The 18,253-nt window shown below is 65.7% G+C and carries 17 protein-coding genes; 7 read left to right on the top strand and 10 right to left on the bottom strand.

Annotated features, from left to right (window positions below; translation table 11 throughout):
• Positions 1-18: 18 nt before the first annotated feature.
• The 6 genes from CFB49_RS31635 to CFB49_RS37200 form a co-directional block, all read right to left on the bottom strand.
• Positions 19-888 carry an ankyrin repeat domain-containing protein gene (locus CFB49_RS31635; RefSeq protein WP_089493338.1) on the bottom strand — a complete coding sequence of 290 codons (870 nt, stop codon included), beginning with the start codon at positions 886-888 and terminating at the stop codon, positions 19-21.
• Complete coding sequence (locus CFB49_RS31630) at positions 888-3,887, bottom strand: type VI secretion system Vgr family protein (protein WP_089493337.1); 3,000 nt, start codon at positions 3,885-3,887, stop codon at positions 888-890. Before CFB49_RS31630 ends, CFB49_RS31635 begins: the two co-directional genes overlap by 1 nt.
• Before the next feature lie 124 nt (positions 3,888-4,011).
• Entirely contained in the window at positions 4,012-4,263 is a 252-nt protein-coding gene (locus CFB49_RS36995; RefSeq protein ID WP_249190572.1) for a hypothetical protein, read from the bottom strand.
• A 380-nt stretch (positions 4,264-4,643) separates the two neighbouring features.
• The gene (locus CFB49_RS36990; protein WP_373453199.1) at positions 4,644-5,039 is read right to left on the bottom strand and encodes a type VI secretion system baseplate subunit TssF; all 396 of its coding nucleotides are present in this window, start codon (positions 5,037-5,039) and stop codon (positions 4,644-4,646) included.
• The gene (locus CFB49_RS36985) at positions 4,991-5,407 is read right to left on the bottom strand and encodes a type VI secretion system baseplate subunit TssF (RefSeq protein ID WP_373453198.1); all 417 of its coding nucleotides are present in this window, start codon (positions 5,405-5,407) and stop codon (positions 4,991-4,993) included. Before CFB49_RS36985 ends, CFB49_RS36990 begins: the two co-directional genes overlap by 49 nt.
• Entirely contained in the window at positions 5,334-5,507 is a 174-nt protein-coding gene (locus tag CFB49_RS37200) for an Arm DNA-binding domain-containing protein (RefSeq protein WP_373453202.1), read from the bottom strand. Before CFB49_RS37200 ends, CFB49_RS36985 begins: the two co-directional genes overlap by 74 nt.
• Positions 5,508-5,594: 87 nt before the next feature.
• Between CFB49_RS37200 and CFB49_RS36545 the strand changes: the two genes are divergently transcribed.
• The gene (locus CFB49_RS36545; protein ID WP_179234989.1) at positions 5,595-5,795 is read left to right on the top strand and encodes a hypothetical protein; all 201 of its coding nucleotides are present in this window, start codon (positions 5,595-5,597) and stop codon (positions 5,793-5,795) included.
• On the opposite strand, the gene CFB49_RS31615 is transcribed toward CFB49_RS36545, so the two are convergent.
• The 3 genes from CFB49_RS31615 to CFB49_RS31605 all read right to left on the bottom strand — a co-directional run bounded on the left by CFB49_RS31615 (position 5,789) and on the right by CFB49_RS31605 (position 7,197).
• A complete protein-coding gene (locus CFB49_RS31615; RefSeq protein WP_089493336.1) occupies positions 5,789-6,286 on the bottom strand; it encodes a DUF1269 domain-containing protein in 498 nt (165 codons plus the stop codon). The genes CFB49_RS36545 and CFB49_RS31615 overlap by 7 nt on opposite strands.
• Before the next feature lie 87 nt (positions 6,287-6,373).
• The gene (locus tag CFB49_RS31610; protein ID WP_012336571.1) at positions 6,374-6,826 is read right to left on the bottom strand and encodes a phosphate-starvation-inducible protein PsiE; all 453 of its coding nucleotides are present in this window, start codon (positions 6,824-6,826) and stop codon (positions 6,374-6,376) included.
• Entirely contained in the window at positions 6,823-7,197 is a 375-nt protein-coding gene (locus CFB49_RS31605) for a LysR family transcriptional regulator (protein WP_069619211.1), read from the bottom strand. Before CFB49_RS31605 ends, CFB49_RS31610 begins: the two co-directional genes overlap by 4 nt.
• A 399-nt stretch (positions 7,198-7,596) precedes the next feature.
• Between CFB49_RS31605 and CFB49_RS31600 the strand changes: the two genes are divergently transcribed.
• The 5 genes from CFB49_RS31600 (at position 7,597) to CFB49_RS31580 (ending at position 15,362) form a co-directional block, all read left to right on the top strand.
• The gene (locus tag CFB49_RS31600) at positions 7,597-8,676 is read left to right on the top strand and encodes a Dyp-type peroxidase (protein ID WP_089493335.1); all 1,080 of its coding nucleotides are present in this window, start codon (positions 7,597-7,599) and stop codon (positions 8,674-8,676) included.
• The gene (locus tag CFB49_RS31595) at positions 8,669-9,484 is read left to right on the top strand and encodes a family 1 encapsulin nanocompartment shell protein (protein ID WP_069619130.1); all 816 of its coding nucleotides are present in this window, start codon (positions 8,669-8,671) and stop codon (positions 9,482-9,484) included. Before CFB49_RS31600 ends, CFB49_RS31595 begins: the two co-directional genes overlap by 8 nt.
• A gap of 78 nt (positions 9,485-9,562) precedes the next feature.
• Positions 9,563-9,832: a hypothetical protein gene (locus CFB49_RS31590; protein WP_143329353.1), complete on the top strand. Its 270-nt coding sequence runs from the start codon at positions 9,563-9,565 to the stop codon at positions 9,830-9,832.
• A gap of 284 nt (positions 9,833-10,116) precedes the next feature.
• Positions 10,117-12,960 carry an ATP-dependent Clp protease ATP-binding subunit gene (locus tag CFB49_RS31585; protein ID WP_089493333.1) on the top strand — a complete coding sequence of 948 codons (2,844 nt, stop codon included), beginning with the start codon at positions 10,117-10,119 and terminating at the stop codon, positions 12,958-12,960.
• A 122-nt stretch (positions 12,961-13,082) separates the two neighbouring features.
• Positions 13,083-15,362 carry an FdhF/YdeP family oxidoreductase gene (locus CFB49_RS31580; protein WP_089437695.1) on the top strand — a complete coding sequence of 760 codons (2,280 nt, stop codon included), beginning with the start codon at positions 13,083-13,085 and terminating at the stop codon, positions 15,360-15,362.
• Between the two features lie 135 nt (positions 15,363-15,497).
• On the opposite strand, the gene CFB49_RS31575 is transcribed toward CFB49_RS31580, so the two are convergent.
• Positions 15,498-16,919, bottom strand: coding sequence for a purine-cytosine permease family protein (locus CFB49_RS31575; protein ID WP_069619212.1), 1,422 nt, complete (start codon positions 16,917-16,919; stop codon positions 15,498-15,500).
• Positions 16,920-17,312: 393 nt separating this feature from the next.
• Between CFB49_RS31575 and CFB49_RS31570 the strand changes: the two genes are divergently transcribed.
• Entirely contained in the window at positions 17,313-18,236 is a 924-nt protein-coding gene (locus tag CFB49_RS31570; RefSeq protein WP_069619213.1) for a LysR substrate-binding domain-containing protein, read from the top strand.
• The last annotated feature ends 17 nt before the right edge of the window (positions 18,237-18,253 follow it).

Here is an 18,253-nt window from a genome sequence, read left to right as displayed (position 1 = left end):
CAACCGTCACGCGTGCGTTCAATCCGTTTGGCCGGCCGGGGTCACGACCTTCTCGCCGCGCGCGCGCATCGCTGCGCGTTGCGCCTTTGGATCGAGCGGCGGCCAGGGTGCGCCGGCCGTTACGATCTTGCGACGAATCTCTTCGACGCGCGCACGTGCCGACGAATCCGTGGTCGTATGGTTCTTCAACTCGTTCTGCAGCACCCACCCGTACGACACGCCGAGCTGGCTGGCAATCTTCGGATCCGCGCCGTGCGAGAGGAGGTAGTCGACGACGTCCCACTGCTGAATCATCGTCGCCTCGAAGAGGGCCGTCTTTCCGAGCGAATCGCGAGCATTCACGTTCGCCTTGTGCTCGATCAGCAGCTTCAGCTGGGGCAGCAGCCGGTTCTCTGCAACCGCGAAGATCATCGGCGTGTCGCCGTTGTACAGCCAGTTGGGATCGAGCCCGCTGTTCAACAGCACGCGCAGGAGGTTGGGCGTATCGGCCCGCAATGCGACATCGACCACAGATCCGCCGCTGGCACCGACCGGCGCCTTGGGATCTGCGCCGTTCTTCACGAGCACCGAAATGATCTGGTAGCGCGGATTGGACGCGTCGTTCTTGACCGGGACGATTTCCTGCACTGCATACGACAGCAGCGTCGTATTCTTCGCGCCCGGCGCATTCAGATCCGTCTTCGGCGCGAGCTGCTGAACGCGGCTGAGATCGCCGTCATGAATGGCCTGCGCCAACGTGAGTTGCTGCCCTGAAAAGAAATCTTCAGGTGCGTATCGCTTGAAGCCAGTCATGTTCGTCCCTTGGGCTTGAGTGGGCCACCAGAGCGGCGAGGACACTCCAACGAGTGCGGCAATCGCGCCGGCGGTTATCGCTTTTTTGTATCGCATCAGTGAGATGAATTCAGTTGGGAGACCAGGTCGAGTTGATCCTTCTCGACCTGCTGGTTGATCCCGTTCGTCACGTCACCCATCAGGTGACGGCCGACCGTGGTCACGCTTTCACCGTCGAGCGTGACGGGGCTGCCAACCGCCTTGGGCATCAGCGCCGCCGTACCGTCGCTGATCGGCCCGAGTCGGCCTTCCTGCAGGCCGGTCAGGATATCGCCGTCGACGCGGTAGGCCGTGATGTTGGCCGGCTGGGCGGTCCCGCCGTATTGCGCGACGGTCTCCGGATTGAGGCCGGCAGCATTGAAGGTCACCGCCGAACCGCCGCTGGCCTCGGCTGCAGCGGACGCCAGGCCACCGCCGAGCGAATGCCCGGTGAAATCGACGCCGGCCGACGCGCCCGTGGTCTCGATGTTCTTGCCGATCGTGACCGCATTGCGGTAATACGGTGCATCGGCGCCGAGCCCTTGCGCCATGTTGTTGCTCATGTCTTCGCCGAAGAGCTGCTGGGTACCCTTGAACGCGACCGTCGGCTTCATGCTGTCGCCGAAGACCTTCGGATCCGGGATATACATCTGCGACCCGAAGTTGCTACCGCTTTTCTCGAAGTCGCTCGGCTTGAGCCCGAAAGCCTTCAACGCTTCCGGATCGTTGGTCGCCATTTTCCACCCGGTCGGCGGCGGATCGTTCGGGTGATACACGTGATCCGCGAGTTTCGCCAGCTGCTGCGCCTTCAGCGAGCTCGCCAGCTTGGCCGCCGCCGCGCGCGTCGCCGGATCGGGGCTCGCCAACCCTTTAGCGATCGTCGCCTGCTCTGCCGCCCACTCGAGCGCGAGCGCCTGTTCCGCGGATTGCGCACTGCCGCGATTCAGATGGATGACCGGCCCGTCGAGATAGATGCCGTTCGCATTGATGACGATCGTTGACGGACCGAAGGTCAGCTTGATGCTGTCCGGCGTCATCGTCACGACGCCGTCCCCGACACGATGCTCGATGCCGTCGCTCGCCTGATGGCTTTGCATGCCGGGCCCGGCCTTGCTCGCGATGGCCTTCGTATTGATCACGTTCGCCGTGGTGTCGCGAGTCAGCGCGATGGTTTCCTTCAATCCGCCCTGCACGATCTGCTTCGTTTCGCTGCCCTTGAGCAGCGACACCGTGCGCCCGCCGCCTTCGACCGTGTGCGTTTCCGAATCCTTGATGACCGTGTTCATATCCTTCTGCGCGTGCAGAAAGACTTCTTGCGCGCCGTTCACGTCTGAAAACCGCAGTTCGTTCGAGCCGGCGCCCTTGTGCGTCTGGCTCTTGATCCCCATCGTCTGCCCGGCAGCCCCGTGATAAGGATTGCCCTGCTCGCCGTTGTAGACGCGGCCCACAATAACCGGATTGTCGGGGTCCCCTTGATTAAACGCGACCAAGACCTCCTGTTTGATCCGCGGGATGGCTGCGGCCCCCCACCCGTCGCCCGCCCAAGGTTGGGACACGCGGATCCACATCGAATCCGAGCCGTCCAGCTTGCCGCGGCGATCCCACAGGAAGTGCACCTTCACAGCACTGCCGTTCGTGTGAATTTCTTCACCCTTTGGGCCGACCACGATTGCCGACTGCGTGCCGTGAATGACCGGCTTCGGCGTATTTCTGGGCGAACGATACGGAAACTTCTTCGGGAGCAGGGAAAATGTATTGCGGTACGGCAGTTTTGCGTTGTGTTCCGTGTAATCGTTCACGGCCTCATGACGAACGTGCAGGATCGCGTATTCCTGATTGTTGGCCATGACTGGATGGTTGGTCACCGTCACGCTGCCTGCAGCGGTCATCCGCCACGCATAGCCGCTGCCCGTATACCGATGCGCGCTCGCTTCTTCTGCTTGCATCGCGATGCGTGCGTAACGGTCGCCGTCATCGCCGTGGTCGAACAACGACTGGTGTTCGAAACGCTCCGTTGTCTCGAGCCCCGCATGCCGGAGATTCTCCGGCTCGGCCTGCGCCAGCATCAGCGGCGACGACGGGTTCTGGTGATTGAAGTCGCGAAAGGCGATCTTGCCGACGCCGAAACGCCGGCCTTCATGCAACTGTTCGATACCGTTGTCTTCACTCGCTGCGGTGGCGGCATACGGCAAATTGGCCAGCCCGTCGATCGGGCGGAAAACGAAATTCGTATCGCCGATGACAAGGAAGTGCTTTTCCTTCTCGTAGCGGTGCGTCCAGATCAGGCCCTCCTGCTCCATCAACCGCGCACAGAAGTTGTAATACGACTCCTGGTACATCACGATGTATTCGAGCGGCTTGTGTGCAGTCCGGATGTCGAACTCGAAATCAGTGAACCCGTGATCCTGGAAAATCTCGGTGAGAATGTCCTGAGCGGTCTTGTTCTGGAAAATCCGGCAGTCGGTCGAGCGCGTCAGAAACCAGAACCACGGCGCCACCGTCATTTGATATTGCGTCACCTTGCCCGGGTTGCCCGCCCGGTCGAACGACGTGACGTAGCCGTCGAAGTAGCGGATGCCGTCGGCGGCGCCTGACGACACGATGCGCTCCAGGGTCGACTGGCGCGCGCTCTGGTCGAATCGGATCTTGATCGGTTGCCCGATCAGCTGATCGGGCACCAGATCATGCCGGTGTGACAGCAAATCGAGGTGAATCTCTGGCAACCGATTGACATGTTCATCGATGACAGCGGTGCTGACCAGCAGCACGTCGGGACCGAGCGGCGAGTCGATGGTCACGTATCGATTTAGCTGAGTCAGTCGAGCAACGCCGCCGGCCGCATTGTTGAGCGCGTCCGCAATCGCGGCCGGCGTTTTGTTCATCAGCGAAAAACCGGTCTGCGCAAGCTGAACCGCGCGTTGCACGGTGTCGATATGACTTGCGACGCCGGCAAGCGGGCCAATCTGGCTTGCCACCGTGGATGCGACCGGCCCGGCAAGGCCGCCGAGCGCGCTCAGCGAGCCCAACAGATTCCCGCCGGAACCGGCCGGAATACCGCCATTCGGGGCGAAACTCATTTGAATTCCCTTTATTTTCGTCTCAGGTTCTGTCCCCAATTGGATCACCAGCTTGAGGCCCCGCTACTGTAGGACAAAACGTTTGCCAGCGAAAGGTACCTGAAATTCCTTTGCAATTTCCCTGCTAGCACCCTTTTCGTTCACCCATCAAATAAGCATTGGGAACCGGCGCAGGGTTCGCCGCGTCGCAGTACCGCACCTGTCTCTGCAGAGACCAACACGATTTGCACGAAGCTGCTGACTGGAACGTACGGGGAAATAGTCGATCCATCACGCACCCCAATCCGGCGAGACTGAACTGGGCGAAACGCTGCTCGTCGATCACGAGCCGGACCTCCAATCCTTGGACGAATGCTGAAGCCGGCTTGCCTGGCATCCAGCGCCACACCCGTTCAGTCGAGAGGGACACGAGCGCATCGAATCGGTGGCCGCCGTCGGGAGCAAACATGCCGAAGCGGATGCACAGCCGCTTGAACTGCGTGAGGCCTTCGGCGTTCAGCCGCACTGCCCGCGGAACCACGACAGCAATTCCCACAGCTCGTCGCGGCGAAGAATCGGCGCGGGACTTGCGCTAGGCTGAGCCAATAACGCGATCTCGTCACCGGAGTCCCCATCGCGCACGGCCAACTGGCTCTCGCGCATGTCTGCCAGGTTGCCATTGGTGCAAGACAGCACGATGTCGAGTTGGCGCTGCGCGCCGGATCAACTGGCTCGCCGCGAGCGTTCACAAGCGCGAGTTCCAGGCCGCGCAATCCGTCAGCGCGCACTCCAGTTGCCTGGCCGCGCAGCGCTTCCTGTCCCGTCTTGCCGGGCTCGAAAGGCGGCTTCGGCGCACGCCGGGCTTCGTCGCGCAAAACAACCCAATACGGGCCTGGCGCTGTGCCAAGCGCGTGCTGCAAGGATTCGAAGGGCGGCACCTTGGGCGGTCGTTATGCGGACCTGATCAACTGACCAGATCTCGCTGGTAGCTGCGGTCTTCAGCGAAAACGGTTTCAGCGCATAGTACGCTTGCCCAGCCTTCGTTTCGATCCGCTCCGCATTGCTCGCGAACAAGTTGACTACTGGTGCGCAAAACAGCCGGAGATTATCGGCCGACGCTGCGATCAGCCGTTGAGCGCGACGTGAGTCAGGGTGGATACCGGCAAGGGCCAAATGCAACGTGATCCGGCGCGCGCCAACCGTTTCAACCGCGCCAAATTCAGGTCGAGGTTGTCAAAACGAGCGGGAAACGCGCCGTACTCCATCAACAGATGAAACGGCGCAATCGCACTGTCGCGAGGCGGCGGAAGCAGCACGTCGGCATCGTCGAAACCTGCGGCCGCCAGCGGCATGTCCGCCCGACGCCAGCGCCCGTTGCCGTCCAGTTCAACGAAGGCACGCGTGGCGTGCATCAGCACGCGCAGCATATCTGGAGCGATGGCGAACTGGGCTGACGGTGCCGTAAGCTCAAGGGTGAATGGGATCAGTCTGCTCCCTAACCATCTCACGGTACCCTGCGGCTGGTTTTCGTGCTTCGCCAAGCGAGACTCGCGAAAGCCGTCCGAGTCCCATTTCACGCATGCGCCCGTCAAGTTTGAATCGAAAGATCCATGAGCGCGCACCGCTATTCGCGATTGGCATGTAAAGGCCGCCGCCGTCGGCGTAGTGACCTGGCGTCATTTCTTTGCGACCCGCAAGGCGTTGAGCCGATGCAACTGTCGTCCTGCCATGTTGCGCTCCTTCTTACCCACAAAACTCACACCGCTACCCATACTGCGTGTGGAAATCCTGCGGGCCGGCAGCGGCAAGCGGCAAGCGGCAAGCGGCAAGCGGCAAGCGGCAAGCGGCAAGCGGCAAGCGGCAAGCGGCAAGCGGCAAGCGGCAAGCGGCAAGCATATTGTTACTCATAAATCACTGAAACGTCAGTGATCTACAGGATGCCGACGGAAGATATCGGAATGTCCGGGAACCCTTGCGTGGCGAAAGACCTTGCCGCCGAATCCCGCGACGACGTTGTCGACCGAGAACGGCGTGTCCTCCTTCGCTTCGAGAATGACCGCGACGCTGCCGGGCACGAGCCGCGCCGCGACCGTCTCGACGAACGTGCCGTCGAGCAGCGCGTTGCCGGCCGCTTGCGCGAGCAGGCCGGCGCACGCGCCGGCCGCGATGCCGGTCACCACGCCGAGCGGCCCGGCGAGCAGGCCGAGCAAGCCGCCCGCGATTGCGCCGATCACGCCGCCCCTGAACGGCCGCGATTCGGCGTCGAGCACCGCGAGCTCGCCGTTCGCGTCCCTCTCGACGACGACGCCATTTTCGATATGGAATCCTTCGTTCTTCTCCGACAGCGCGTCGAAATCGTTCGCGGCCCGGCGGGCTGTGTCGACGCTGTCGAATACGGCGACGATCAATTGGCTGGTCATGCGACACCTCGTGTGTTGGGATGAGGATGGGGCCGCCGCACGTCGCACGGCGCGCCGGGGTTCGCTTCGAATGCCGCCCGGGCCGCGTTACTTGCGCGCATGCACGTCGTCCTCGACATCGTCGACGTCCGCCGGAAAGCGATGCTGGCCGAAGCTCAGGATCAGAACGCCGACCGCGAGCAGCACGATCCCGAAAGTCGTCATCAGCATCCGCTCGGGGCTGTCGGTCGCGCCGCGCAGGATCAGGTCACGCGCGAGCGACGTCATCGCGATGAACAGCGGAAACCGCACCGGCAGCCGACCAAGCCGCAGGTAGCGCAGGTCCATCGCGAGCACTTCCAGATACAGGAACATCAGCAGCAGGTCCGTCAGCGACACTTCGCCCGCGAGCACGACCTTCCACGCTTCCTGCGCCATCGCGAACGCGGTCGCCAGACCGATCACGACCAGCCCGGCCAGCTCGGCCGCGTGGAGGAAATGGCCGAAGCGGCGACGAATGCGCTCGGCGGCCGTATCGGCGGATGCAGTGGAAGTATTCAACGCGGTATCCGGTGCGATGTCGTCGGTGCCGCGATCGATGCTCCATCGCGACGGCGGAGGGTGTCGGGAAACGGAAAGCCTGCGACGGGCGGACGGGAAACCGTTGCGCATGCGCCGGTTCCGATCGCGCCGGTCGCCTGCGCGACCGCGGACAGCGTGCGCCGGCAACACGCATGAAACGCGGCGCCGGCCTCGGTGCACACGGCGTCGCCCGTGCGGTCCAGCAACAACCGGCAGCCGAGATAGCGTTCGAGATCGTCGAGCCGCGCGCCCACCTGCGCGACGTCGAGCTGCAGATCGGACGCCGCGCCGGACAGCCCGCCGTGCTCGACGATCGCACCGAAAATACGCATCGCTTCCAAAAGGTTCATCATGAGGGTCGTCGTCGGGCGGAGCGGAACCTAATCTACTGCACGCGACACGCACGCTCAAGAGCACAGCGCCGCGCGCGCCAGGAGTACAGCTGCGCGGGCGCCGCACAAAACCGAGCCCTGTTTGACCCATTCGAATGACAGATCATCGATACGTGTTCCAAAGCCCCGTCGAAGCTGCTAGATTGCAGGCTCGACGACGTTACGCGGTGCGGACAGCTCACGCGCCGGGCGAACGCGCGGCCGCCACGTCCGCCTCCCCTTCGCGCCGGAGGCCGGCTGCCGCCGCTGCGGCCCGTTGCGCGATGCCCGCGCAACGTCCTTCATCCGCACGTCACAAAGAGAACCGTCGCATGACACAGTTCAACCGTTCGCGCGCCACAGCCCGCCCGTCCCGACATGACTGACCGGCAGGCCGCGATGCAGACTACCCCTCCCCCGCTCTCCCAGGCCGTCCACAGCCCGATCACGCGCAGCGCGATCTTTCTCGTGGCGACGATCAATCCCGGCGCCGATCACGCCGACACGATCCGTTCATGGTGCGGCGACATCGCCGCGCTCGTGCGCTCGGTCGGCAAGCGCGTGCCGGGCGGCAATCTCACGTGCGTCTGCAGCTTCGGCTCCGACGCATGGGATGCGCTGTTCGGCGAGCCGCGCCCCGCGTCGCTGCATCCGTTCCGCGAATTCGGCGCCGGCCAGCGCGTCGCGATCGCGACGCCCGGCGACATCCTGCTGCACATCCGCGCGGAAGCGATGGACCTGTGCTTCGAATTGGCGACGCAATTGCTCAATGCGCTCGGCGACGCGGTCACGGTCGTCGACGAGGTGCACGGCTTCCGCAATTTCGACCAGCGCGCGATGATCGGCTTCGTCGACGGCACCGAGAACCCGGAAGGCCGCGAGGCGGTCGACTTCACGGTGATCGGCGACGAAGACGCCGAATTCGCGGGCGGCAGCTACGTGCTCGTGCAGAAGTACCTGCACGACATGGCCGGCTGGAACGCGCTCGCGGTCGAGACGCAGGAGCGCATCATCGGCCGCACCAAGCTGTCCGACATCGAGCTCGCGCCGGACGTGAAGCCGTCGTGCTCGCACAGCTCGCTGACCACGCTCGACGAGGGCGGCCAGGAAGTGAAGATCCTGCGCGACAACATGCCGTTCGGGCGCCCGGGCGCCGGCGAATTCGGCACCTATTTCATCGGCTATGCGCGCTCGCCGGCGCCGATCGAGCAGATGCTCGAGAACATGTTCGTCGGCCGCCCGCCCGGCAACTACGACCGCCTGCTCGACTACAGCCGCGCGGTCACCGGCTCGCTGTTCTTCGTGCCGTCGGCCGACCTGCTCGAAGCGCTCGCCGACCGCCCGGCGCCGGCCGACGGCGCCGCCCAACCGGAATCCACGCCGTCCGCGCCTGCCGCGCCACGTCGCGACGGCTCGCTGAACATCGGCTCGCTGAAAGGAACCCCGACCTATGAATAACCTGCATCGCGAACTCGCCCCGATCTCGTCGTCCGCCTGGGAACAAATCGAGGAGGAAGTGGCGCGCACCTTCAAACGATCGGTGGCCGGCCGCCGCGTCGTCGACGTCGACGGCCCCGAAGGCCCCGAGCTGTCGGCCGTCGGCACCGGGCACCTGCTCGACGTGGCCGCGCCGCGCGAGCTTGTGAACGCGCGGCTGCGCGAAGTACGCACGATCGTCGAGCTGACGGTGCCGTTCGAACTGAGCCGCGACGCGATCGACAGCGTCGAGCGCGGCGCGCGCGACGCCGACTGGCAGCCGGCGAAGGAAGCCGCGCAACGGCTCGCGTTCGCCGAAGACAGCGCGATCTTCGACGGCTACCGCGCGGCCGGCATCATCGGCATCCGCGAAGGCACGTCGAACCGACGGCTCACGCTGCCCGCGGACGTCGGCGCGTACCCGGACGCGATCAGCGACGCGCTGGAAGCGTTGCGCCTCGCCGGCGTCGACGGCCCGTACTCGGTCGTGCTCGGGTCGGACGCATACACCGCGCTCAGCGAAGCACGCGACCAGGGCTATCCGGTCCTCGGCCATATCAAACGCATCGTCAGCGGCGAGATCATCTGGGCGCCGGCGATCAGCGGCGGCTGCGTGCTGTCCACGCGCGGCGGCGATTACGAGCTGCACCTCGGGGAAGACCTGTCGATCGGCTACACGAGCCACACCGACAAGGGCGTCCGCCTGTACCTGCGCGAAACGTTCACGTTCCTGATGTTGACGAGCGAGGCATCGGTGGCCGTGGCGCCGCAGGGCAACGCGGCCGCCTGAGCGCGGCGGCCGGCGCGCGACGCCGCGGCGCCGGCCACGGTTCGTCGCCGATCCAGCCCGTCCTGCATGGAGGATGTCATGAGCGAATCGAATGATGCATTACAGGCGTTGCAGGCGTCCGTCGCTACCCTGAAGCAGACGGTCGACGCGAGCGCGGGCCGCGAGGCCGGCGACACCACCCTCCGTTTGCCCACTGCGGGCGCGCTGCGCGCCGATGTCGCACCGCGCGCCGTTCGGGCGCCGCCCTGCCCCGCCCCTTCCACCGCAAGCCGCACGCGCCGCGCACGCCCGCGCCGCCGCCCGCTTGCGCGTCTGTACTCCTTGCCGCCCCGTCCCGCGTCCATGTGAGGGTGCAATTCACGGCCGGTCCGGCATGGAACTGTGTCTTGGACGGGCCGCGTCGATTCGTTATTTTGAACGCAGTCGAAGCGATGCCGTGGGCTCCTTGCCGCACCCGCGCTTCCCGCCCCGACCGCGATCGTGCGCCACGCCGGCGCGCACCGCGCGTGTCGCACCGGTGCGACACGCGCCGCCGCGGTGCGCGTCGTGCGTATGCAATCGGGACGCGCGAGCGCCGCACCGCATCGGGCGTCACGCTTCGACCCACCTTCACCGACAGGAGCCAGACCACCATGCCCGCACTTTGCGATATCTGCCACGCGCGGCCGGCCGTTGCGCGCGCCACCGTGATGCAGGACGGCGAGCGCAAGACCATCTCGATCTGCGATTACCACTTCCGTCAGCTGATGCGGCATCAAAGCATGCTGAATCCGTTCGATTCGTTGCTCGGCGGTGGCGGACCGTCGTCGTTGTTCGGCGGGCTCGGCGACGAATCGCCGCTCGCCGCCGAGATTCCGCGCGAATCGGTCGACCCGACCGACGCGTTCAGCGAACAGACGCTCGAGCTGCTGCAGCGCGCGGCCGAGAAGGCGCACGAGCTGCGCCGCAGCGAGCTCGATTCCGAACACCTGCTGTACGCGCTCGCGGACACCGACGTGTGCGCCGCGCTGCTGAAGGAACTGAAGCTGTCGCCGGAGGACATCAAGACGTACATCGACGCGCATGCGCACACCGGCACGGCCGCCCCCGATGCGCCGCTCGACAAGCTGTCGATCTCGCCGCGCGTGAAGAAGGCCGTGCAGTACGCGTTTCAGGCGTCGCGCGATCTCGGCCACTCGTACATCGGCCCCGAGCACCTGTTGATCGGGCTCGCGGCGGTGCCGGACAGCGTCGCCGGCACGCTGCTGAAGAAATACGGCGTGACGCCCGAGGCGCTGCGCCAGAAGGTCGTGAAGGTGGTCGGCAAGGGCGCCGAGGACGGCCGCGTCGATGCGCCGACCGGCACGCCGAACCTCGACAAGTTCGGCCGCGACCTCACCGCGATCGCGCGCCAGGGCAAGCTCGATCCGGTGCTCGGCCGCGCGCAGGAAATCGAGAGCACGATCGAGGTGCTCGCGCGCCGCAAGAAGAACAACCCGGTGCTGATCGGCGAGCCGGGCGTCGGCAAGACCGCGATCGTGGAGGGGCTCGCGCAGCGGATCGTCAACGGCGACGTGCCCGAAGTGTTGCGCGACAAGCGGCTCGTCGAAGTCAACATCAACTCGATGGTGGCCGGCGCGAAGTATCGCGGCGAATTCGAGGAACGCGCGAAGCAGCTGATCGACGAAGTGACCGCGAAGCAGGACGAACTGATCCTGTTCATCGACGAGCTGCATACGATCGTCGGCGCGGGCCAGGGCGGCGGCGAAGGCGGCCTCGACATCGCTAACGTGCTGAAGCCCGCGCTCGCGCGCGGCGAGCTGAGCCTGATCGGCGCGACGACGCTCAACGAATACCAGAAGTACATCGAGAAGGACGCCGCGCTCGAACGCCGCTTCCAGCCCGTGTTCGTGCCGGAGCCGAGCGTCGAGCAGACGATCGTGATCCTGCGCGGGCTGCGCGACAGCCTCGAGGCGCACCACCAGGTGACGTTCGCCGACGACGCGTTCGTCGCGGCCGCCGAGTTCGCCGACCGCTACATCACGTCGCGCTTCCTGCCCGACAAGGCGATCGACCTGATCGACCAGGCCGCCGCGCGCGTGCGGATCGGCGCGACGTCGCGTCCGGTCGACATTCAGGAAGGCGAAGCGCAGATCGCGCAGCTGAAGCGCGAGCAGGACTACGCGACGTCGCGCAAGCGCTTCGACGAAGCGAAGCAGTTCGAAGAGCAGATCAGCGCGAAGCAGAAGGCCGTCGACGAGATGATGGAGGCGTGGCAGCGCAAAACCGGTTCGGAGACGCTCGAGGTGACCGTCGAATCGGTGGCCGAGGTCGTGTCGCGGCTGACCGGCATCCCCGTGTCCGAACTCACGCAGGAAGAACGCCAGAAGCTGCTGAAGATGGAAGAGCAGCTGCGCGAGCGCGTGGTCGGCCAGGCCGATGCGGTGGTCGCCGTCAGCGATGCGGTGCGGCTGTCGCGCGCGGGGCTCGGCCAGACGCACCGGCCGATCGCGACGTTCCTGTTCCTCGGGCCGACGGGCGTCGGCAAGACCGAGCTCGCGAAGGCGCTGGCCGAGACCGTGTTCGGCGACGAGCAGGCGATCATCCGCATCGACATGTCGGAATACATGGAGCGCCACGCGGTCGCGCGGCTGATCGGCGCACCGCCCGGCTACGTCGGCTACGACGAAGGCGGGCAGCTCACCGAGCGCGTGCGGCGACGCCCGTACAGCGTGATCCTGCTCGACGAGATCGAGAAGGCGCATCCGGACGTCTACAACGTGCTGCTGCAGGTATTCGACGACGGGCGTCTCACCGACGGCAAGGGCCGCGTGGTCGATTTCAGCAACACGATCATCATCGCGACCAGCAACCTCGGCGCGGCGATCATCATGGACAACCTCACGCAGCCGGAAGCCGCACGCAAGACCGACAAGGCGATCCGCGAGGAACTGATGCAGGTGCTGAAGGGGCATTTCCGGCCCGAGTTCCTGAACCGGATCGACGAGGTGATCGTCTTCCACGCGCTGTCGAAGGACAACATCCGCGCGATCGTGCAGATCCAGCTCGACCGCGTGGTGCGCACCGCCGCCGCGCAGGACATCACGCTCGTGATGGGCGACTCGCTCGTCGCGCACCTGACCGAAGCCGGCTACCAGCCCGAATTCGGCGCGCGCGAGTTGAAGCGCCAGATCCGGCAGACCATCGAGACGCGGCTCGCGAAGGAAATCCTCGCCGATCGGCTGAAGTCGGGCGACAAGTGCGAGGTGGACTACGACAAGGACAGCGACGAAGTGAAGTTCAACAAGCTCGCCGCGCCTGAAGCGAAAGACACGAAGGACGCAAAGCAGGACGCCGATGGCAAGGCCAAACCGAACGGCAAGACCGCCAAGGCAGCAGCAGACGCGAAGGCGGACGACACGCCCGCCGACGCCCCGCCGCCCGCGGCGAAACCGTCGGGCAAGAAGTCGTCCGGCACGAAGAAGGACGCGCACTAAAACAACGCATGCCCCGCAACCCGGGGCGCGCATGACCGGCTCCGTCCGCGGACGGAGCCGCCCCACGCCGTGACACGGCGCAACCGAGCCACCCGCACCGGGCCCGGCTATTGGAGATTCACATGACAAATCGACGCGAAGTGCCAGGCATCAGGAAATACGACGGGCCCGCCGGCGGTTGGGGCGCGCTTCGCGCGACAGCCGACGCGGTGCGGTCGCAGATGGAAACCATCGAGGCGCCGATCGTGCTGATGCGAACCAACCAGCCCGACGGCTTCGACTGCCCCGGCTGCGCGTGGCCCGACAAGGAACACAAGTCGACGTTCCAGTTCTGCGAGAACGGCGCGAAGGCCGTCACGTGGGAAGCGACGACCAAGCGCGTGACGCCGGAATTCTTCGCGGCGAACACCGTGTCGTCGCTGCTGCGCATGTCGGACTACGAACTGGAGAACATGGGCCGGCTCACGCATCCGCTCGTCTACGACCGCGCGACCGACACGTTCCGCGCGATCGAATGGGACGACGCCTTCGCGCGCATCGGCGAAGTGCTGCGCGCGCTGCCGCCCGAGCAGGTCGAGTTCTACACGTCGGGCCGCGCGTCCAACGAAGCCGCGTACCTGTATCAGCTGTTCGCGCGCGAGCTCGGCACCAACAACTTCCCCGACTGCTCGAACATGTGCCACGAGCCGACCAGCGTCGGCCTGCCGCAGTCGATCGGCATCGGCAAGGGGACCGTGTCGCTCGAGGATTTCGACCACTGCGAGCTGATCATCTCGATCGGCCACAACCCCGGCACGAACCATCCGCGGATGATGGGCACGCTGCACGAGTGTTCGCGCCGGAACGTGCCGATCATCGTGTTCAACCCGCTGCGCGAACGCGCGCTCGAACGCTTCGCCGATCCGCAGGACATGATCGAGATGGCGTCGTTCGGCTCGACGCGGATCGCGTCGACGTACTACCAGGTCGACGCGGGCGGCGACGCGGCCGCGCTGAAGGGCATCATGAAGGCGCTGCTGAAGCTCGAAGCCGAACGCGGCGACGTGCTCGACCGCGATTTCATCGCGCAGCACACCGACGGCTTCGACGCGTTCTCGGCCGACCTCGAAGCCACGTCGTGGGACGACATCGAGCGCGCGAGCGGCCTCAGCCAAACGCAGCTCGAAGAGGTCGCGCTCGCGTACGCGAAGTCGAACGCGACGATCGTCACGTACGGAATGGGCGTTACGCAGCACAACAAGGGTACGGCGACCGTGCGCCTGATCGCCGACCTGCTGCTGATGCGCGGCAACATCGGCAAGCCCGGCGCCGGCGTGTGCCCGCTGCGCGGCCATTCGAACGTGCAGGGCAACCGCACGGTCGGCATCACCGAGAAGCCGTCGGCCGAATTCCTGAAGAAGATCGAGGACGTGTGCGGCTTCACGCCGCCCGCGAAACATGGGCACGACGCGGTGCAGGCGATGCAGGCGATGATCGACGGCACCGCGAAGGCGCTGCTGTGCCTCGGCGGCAACTTCGCGGTCGCGCTGCCCGATCCCGAGCTGTCGTTCCCGGCGATGGCGAAGCTCGACCTGAGCGTGCATCTCGGCACGAAGCTGAACCGTTCGCACCTGCTGGTCGGCAAGGAAACCTTCATCCTCCCCGTGCTCGGCCGCACCGAGCTCGACATGCAGGCCACCGGCCGGCAATCGATCACCGTCGAGGATTCGATGTCGATGGTCCATGCGTCGGCCGGCAAGCTGAAGCCGGCGTCGGACCAGTTGCGCTCGGAGCCCGCGATCGTCGCCGGCATCGCGCATGCGACGCTGCCGAACAGCAAGGTCGCGTGGCTCGACCTGATCGCCGACTACGACCGCATCCGCGACCTGATCGACAAGACGGTAGCCGGCTTCGACGCGTTCAACGAGCGGATTCGCACGCCGGGCGGCTTCCGCCTGCCGCTGCCGCCCACCGAGCGCGTGTGGCCGACGCCGACCGGCAAGGCGATGTTCTCGGTCTACAAGGGTGTGAAGGAGGACGCGGACGTACTCGGCGCCGAACAGGTGCTGCGGCTGATCACGCTGCGCAGCCACGATCAGTACAACACGACGATCTACGGGCTCGACGATCGCTATCGCGGCGTGTTCGGCCGGCGCGACGTGCTGTTCATGAACGCGGCCGATCTCGACAAGTACGGGCTCGAGCACGGCGACCTCGTCGACATCGAAACGGTCACCGCGTCGGGCCGCACGCTGCGCCTCGAGAAGATCACCGCGATCGAGTACGACATCGCGCCGGGCTCGGTCGGCGCGTACTATCCGGAAGCGAACGTGCTCGTGCCGCTCGACTACATCGACAAGGAAAGCGGCACGCCGTCGTACAAGTCGGTGCCGGTGCGCGTCGCGCGCTCGGCGGTGGTCTGATCCGCGGGCGGGCAAGGGTCGCGGCACACGCCGCCCCCTTCGCCCTGCCTGCCGCCCTGCGCTTTCCGCTCGCGGCCGCCGCATCGCCACCGATGCGGCGGCCGTTCCATTGGATCGCGTCGAACGACGCCGCGCTTACCGCACCGCCGTCGGCGGCAGGTGCGCGCCGCCCTGCCGGCGCCGATACGCGCTGTCGCGCGTCGCGAGCCAGTAGTACAGCGGCGACGTCAGCAGCAGGCCCACGAGCCACGACAAATCCGCGCCGCCCAGATGCGCGGGAATCGGCCCCGCATACATCGGCGTGTTCATGAACGGAATCTGCACGACGATGCCGATCGCATACGCGAGCAGCGCCTGCGGATTGAAGCGGCCGTAGATTCCGCCGTCCGCCATGAAGATCGACTGGATGTCGTACTTGCCCTTGTGGATCACGTAGAAGTCGATCAGGTTGATCGCCGTCCACGGCACCAGCACGACCAGCAGCGCGAGCACCAGGTCGACGAGATTGCCGACGAAGTTCGTCGACGCGCCGATCGCCGCGTAGCAGCACGCAACGAAGATCACGACCGACACGATCGCGCGCGCCTTCGCGGTCGGAATCCACTTGTACGCGAACGTCTGCACCGACGTGATCACCGCGAGCACCGCGCCGTACAGGTTCAGCGCGTTGTGGCTGATCACGCTCAGCAGGAACAGCACCAGCATCAGCGGGCCGAGCGGGCCGGTCGCCTGCTTGACCGCGTCCATCGTGTCCGCGCCGGCCGGCACCGCGAGCACGGCCACCGCGCCGAAGATGAACGCGAGCGTCGAGCCGATCGTGCAGCCGAGGTAGGTCGCCCAGAACGTCGACGCGACGCCGACGTTCTCCGGCAGATAGCGCGAATAGTCCGACACGTACGGCGCGAACGCGATCTGCCACAGCGCCGACAGCGATACCGTCGCGAGCCAGCCCGCGAAGTCGAAGCCGCCGCGCGTCAGGAAATCGGCGGTGTTCACGTGCGACAGGATCATCCAGAAGCCGACGGCAATGCCGATGCCGAGCACCCACGTGCCGATACGGTTCAGGATGTGGATGAACCGGTAGCCGACGATCCCGATCAGCCCGGAGCCCACCGCGCCGATCACGATGCCGACGGGGACCGGCACCGACGACGCGATGCCGTGCACCGACTTGCCGGCGAGCACGATGTTCGACGCGAAGAAGCCGACGTACATCACGGCCGCAATCAGCGTGACGAGCAGTGCCCCCCACGAGCCGAACTGCGCGCGGCTCTGGATCATCTGCGGGATACCCATCTGCGGCCCCTGCGCCGAATGCAGCGCCATCAGCACGCCGCCGACCGCCTGGCCGACGACGATCGCGACGATGCCCCACATCAGGTTCAGGTGGAACATCTGCACGCCGAGCGCGCCGGTCACGATCGGCAGCGGCGCGATGTTGCCGCCGAACCAGAGCGTGAACAGGTCGCGCACCTTGCCGTGGCGTTCCGCGGGCGGCACATAGCCGATCGTGTGCTTCTCTATCATCGGGGACGCATTGCGTTCCGCGTTCGTCATGGTGAAGTCTCCTGTCCTGCGCGGCGATGCGCGCGTGCCGTTCACGCCGGTGCGCGTCGGGGTGCGCGCCGGCCATCGGTCCGGATGCGCGAGCGACGCCGCGCCGCGTGCACGCGCGGCGGTGCCGAACGAAGCGACGCGTGCGCTGCAAGCGGGGACGGATGACATGTCCCGCCGGCGCGCACGCGGCCCCGTCGCGATCCAGGTTGGAGAGGATGGTGCGCCACGTGCATTGCGACCGGAAAATACTAAAAATATTTCCGCGACATACGAAAAAGCTCTGCAGCGGAAATTTCGGCGCCGATCGACTTCAGGTAAGGTGCCAGGGTCTGTTTCCATATGGAACGCGCATGCGCCCGCGGCGACACGCCGGGGCGGGCGTCAGAGGTGCTTGTGGCTCACTACACTTTGCGGCAACTGAAATACTTCATCACGACGGTCGAATCCGGCAGCGTCGCCGAGGCATCGCGTCAGCTCTTCATCGCGCAGCCGTCGATTTCCAGCGCGATCAAGGGGCTGGAAGAGAGCTTCGGCGTGAAGCTGTTCATTCGTCACCACGCGCAAGGCGTGTCGCTGACGCCGAGCGGCACGCGCTTCTACCGGAAAGCGCAGGAACTACTGCGCATCGCGCACGAGTTCGAACAGAACGCGCTCGCCGACAACGACGTGATCGCCGGGCAGATCGACATCGGCTGCTTCGAGACGGTCGCGCCGCTCTACCTGCCGCAACTGATCGCGGGTTTTCGCGAGCGCTACCCGGGCGTGAACATTCGGCTGCGCGACGGCGACCAGCAGGAACTCGTGCAAGGGCTGACGTCCGGCACGTTCGATCTCGCGCTGATGTACGACCACGATCTCGACGGCACGATCGAAACCGAGCCGCTGATGCCGCCGCAGCAGCCGTACGTGCTGCTGCCGGAGCACCACCGGTTCGCCGCGCAGTCGCACGTGTCGCTGCGCGATCTGTGCGTCGAGCCGATGATCCTGCTCGACGTGCAGCCGAGCCGCACGTATTTCGTCAGCCTGTTTCACGAACTCGGGCTCACGCCGAACATCGTGTTCGGCTCGCCGTCGATCGAGATGGTGCGCGGGATGGTCGGCCAGGGCTTCGGTTTCTCGCTGCTCGTCACGCGCCCGCATTCCGACTATACGTACGACGGCCAGCGCGTCGTGACGATCGGCCTCAGTGAAACGGTCAGCCCGTCCGGGCTCGTGAGCGCGCGGCTGAAGCGCGGGCAGCTCACGAAACAGGCGCAGTCGTTCGTCGATTTCTGCCGCGAGCGGCTCGCGCAGATCGTCGCCGAAGCGGCGCGATGAGGTCGCTGAGGTCGCGA

The sequence above is a fragment of the Burkholderia sp. AU17457 genome, from assembly GCF_002223255.1.
Classification (GTDB): domain Bacteria; phylum Pseudomonadota; class Gammaproteobacteria; order Burkholderiales; family Burkholderiaceae; genus Burkholderia; species Burkholderia sola.
This window is presented reverse-complemented; position numbering and strand designations above follow the sequence as displayed.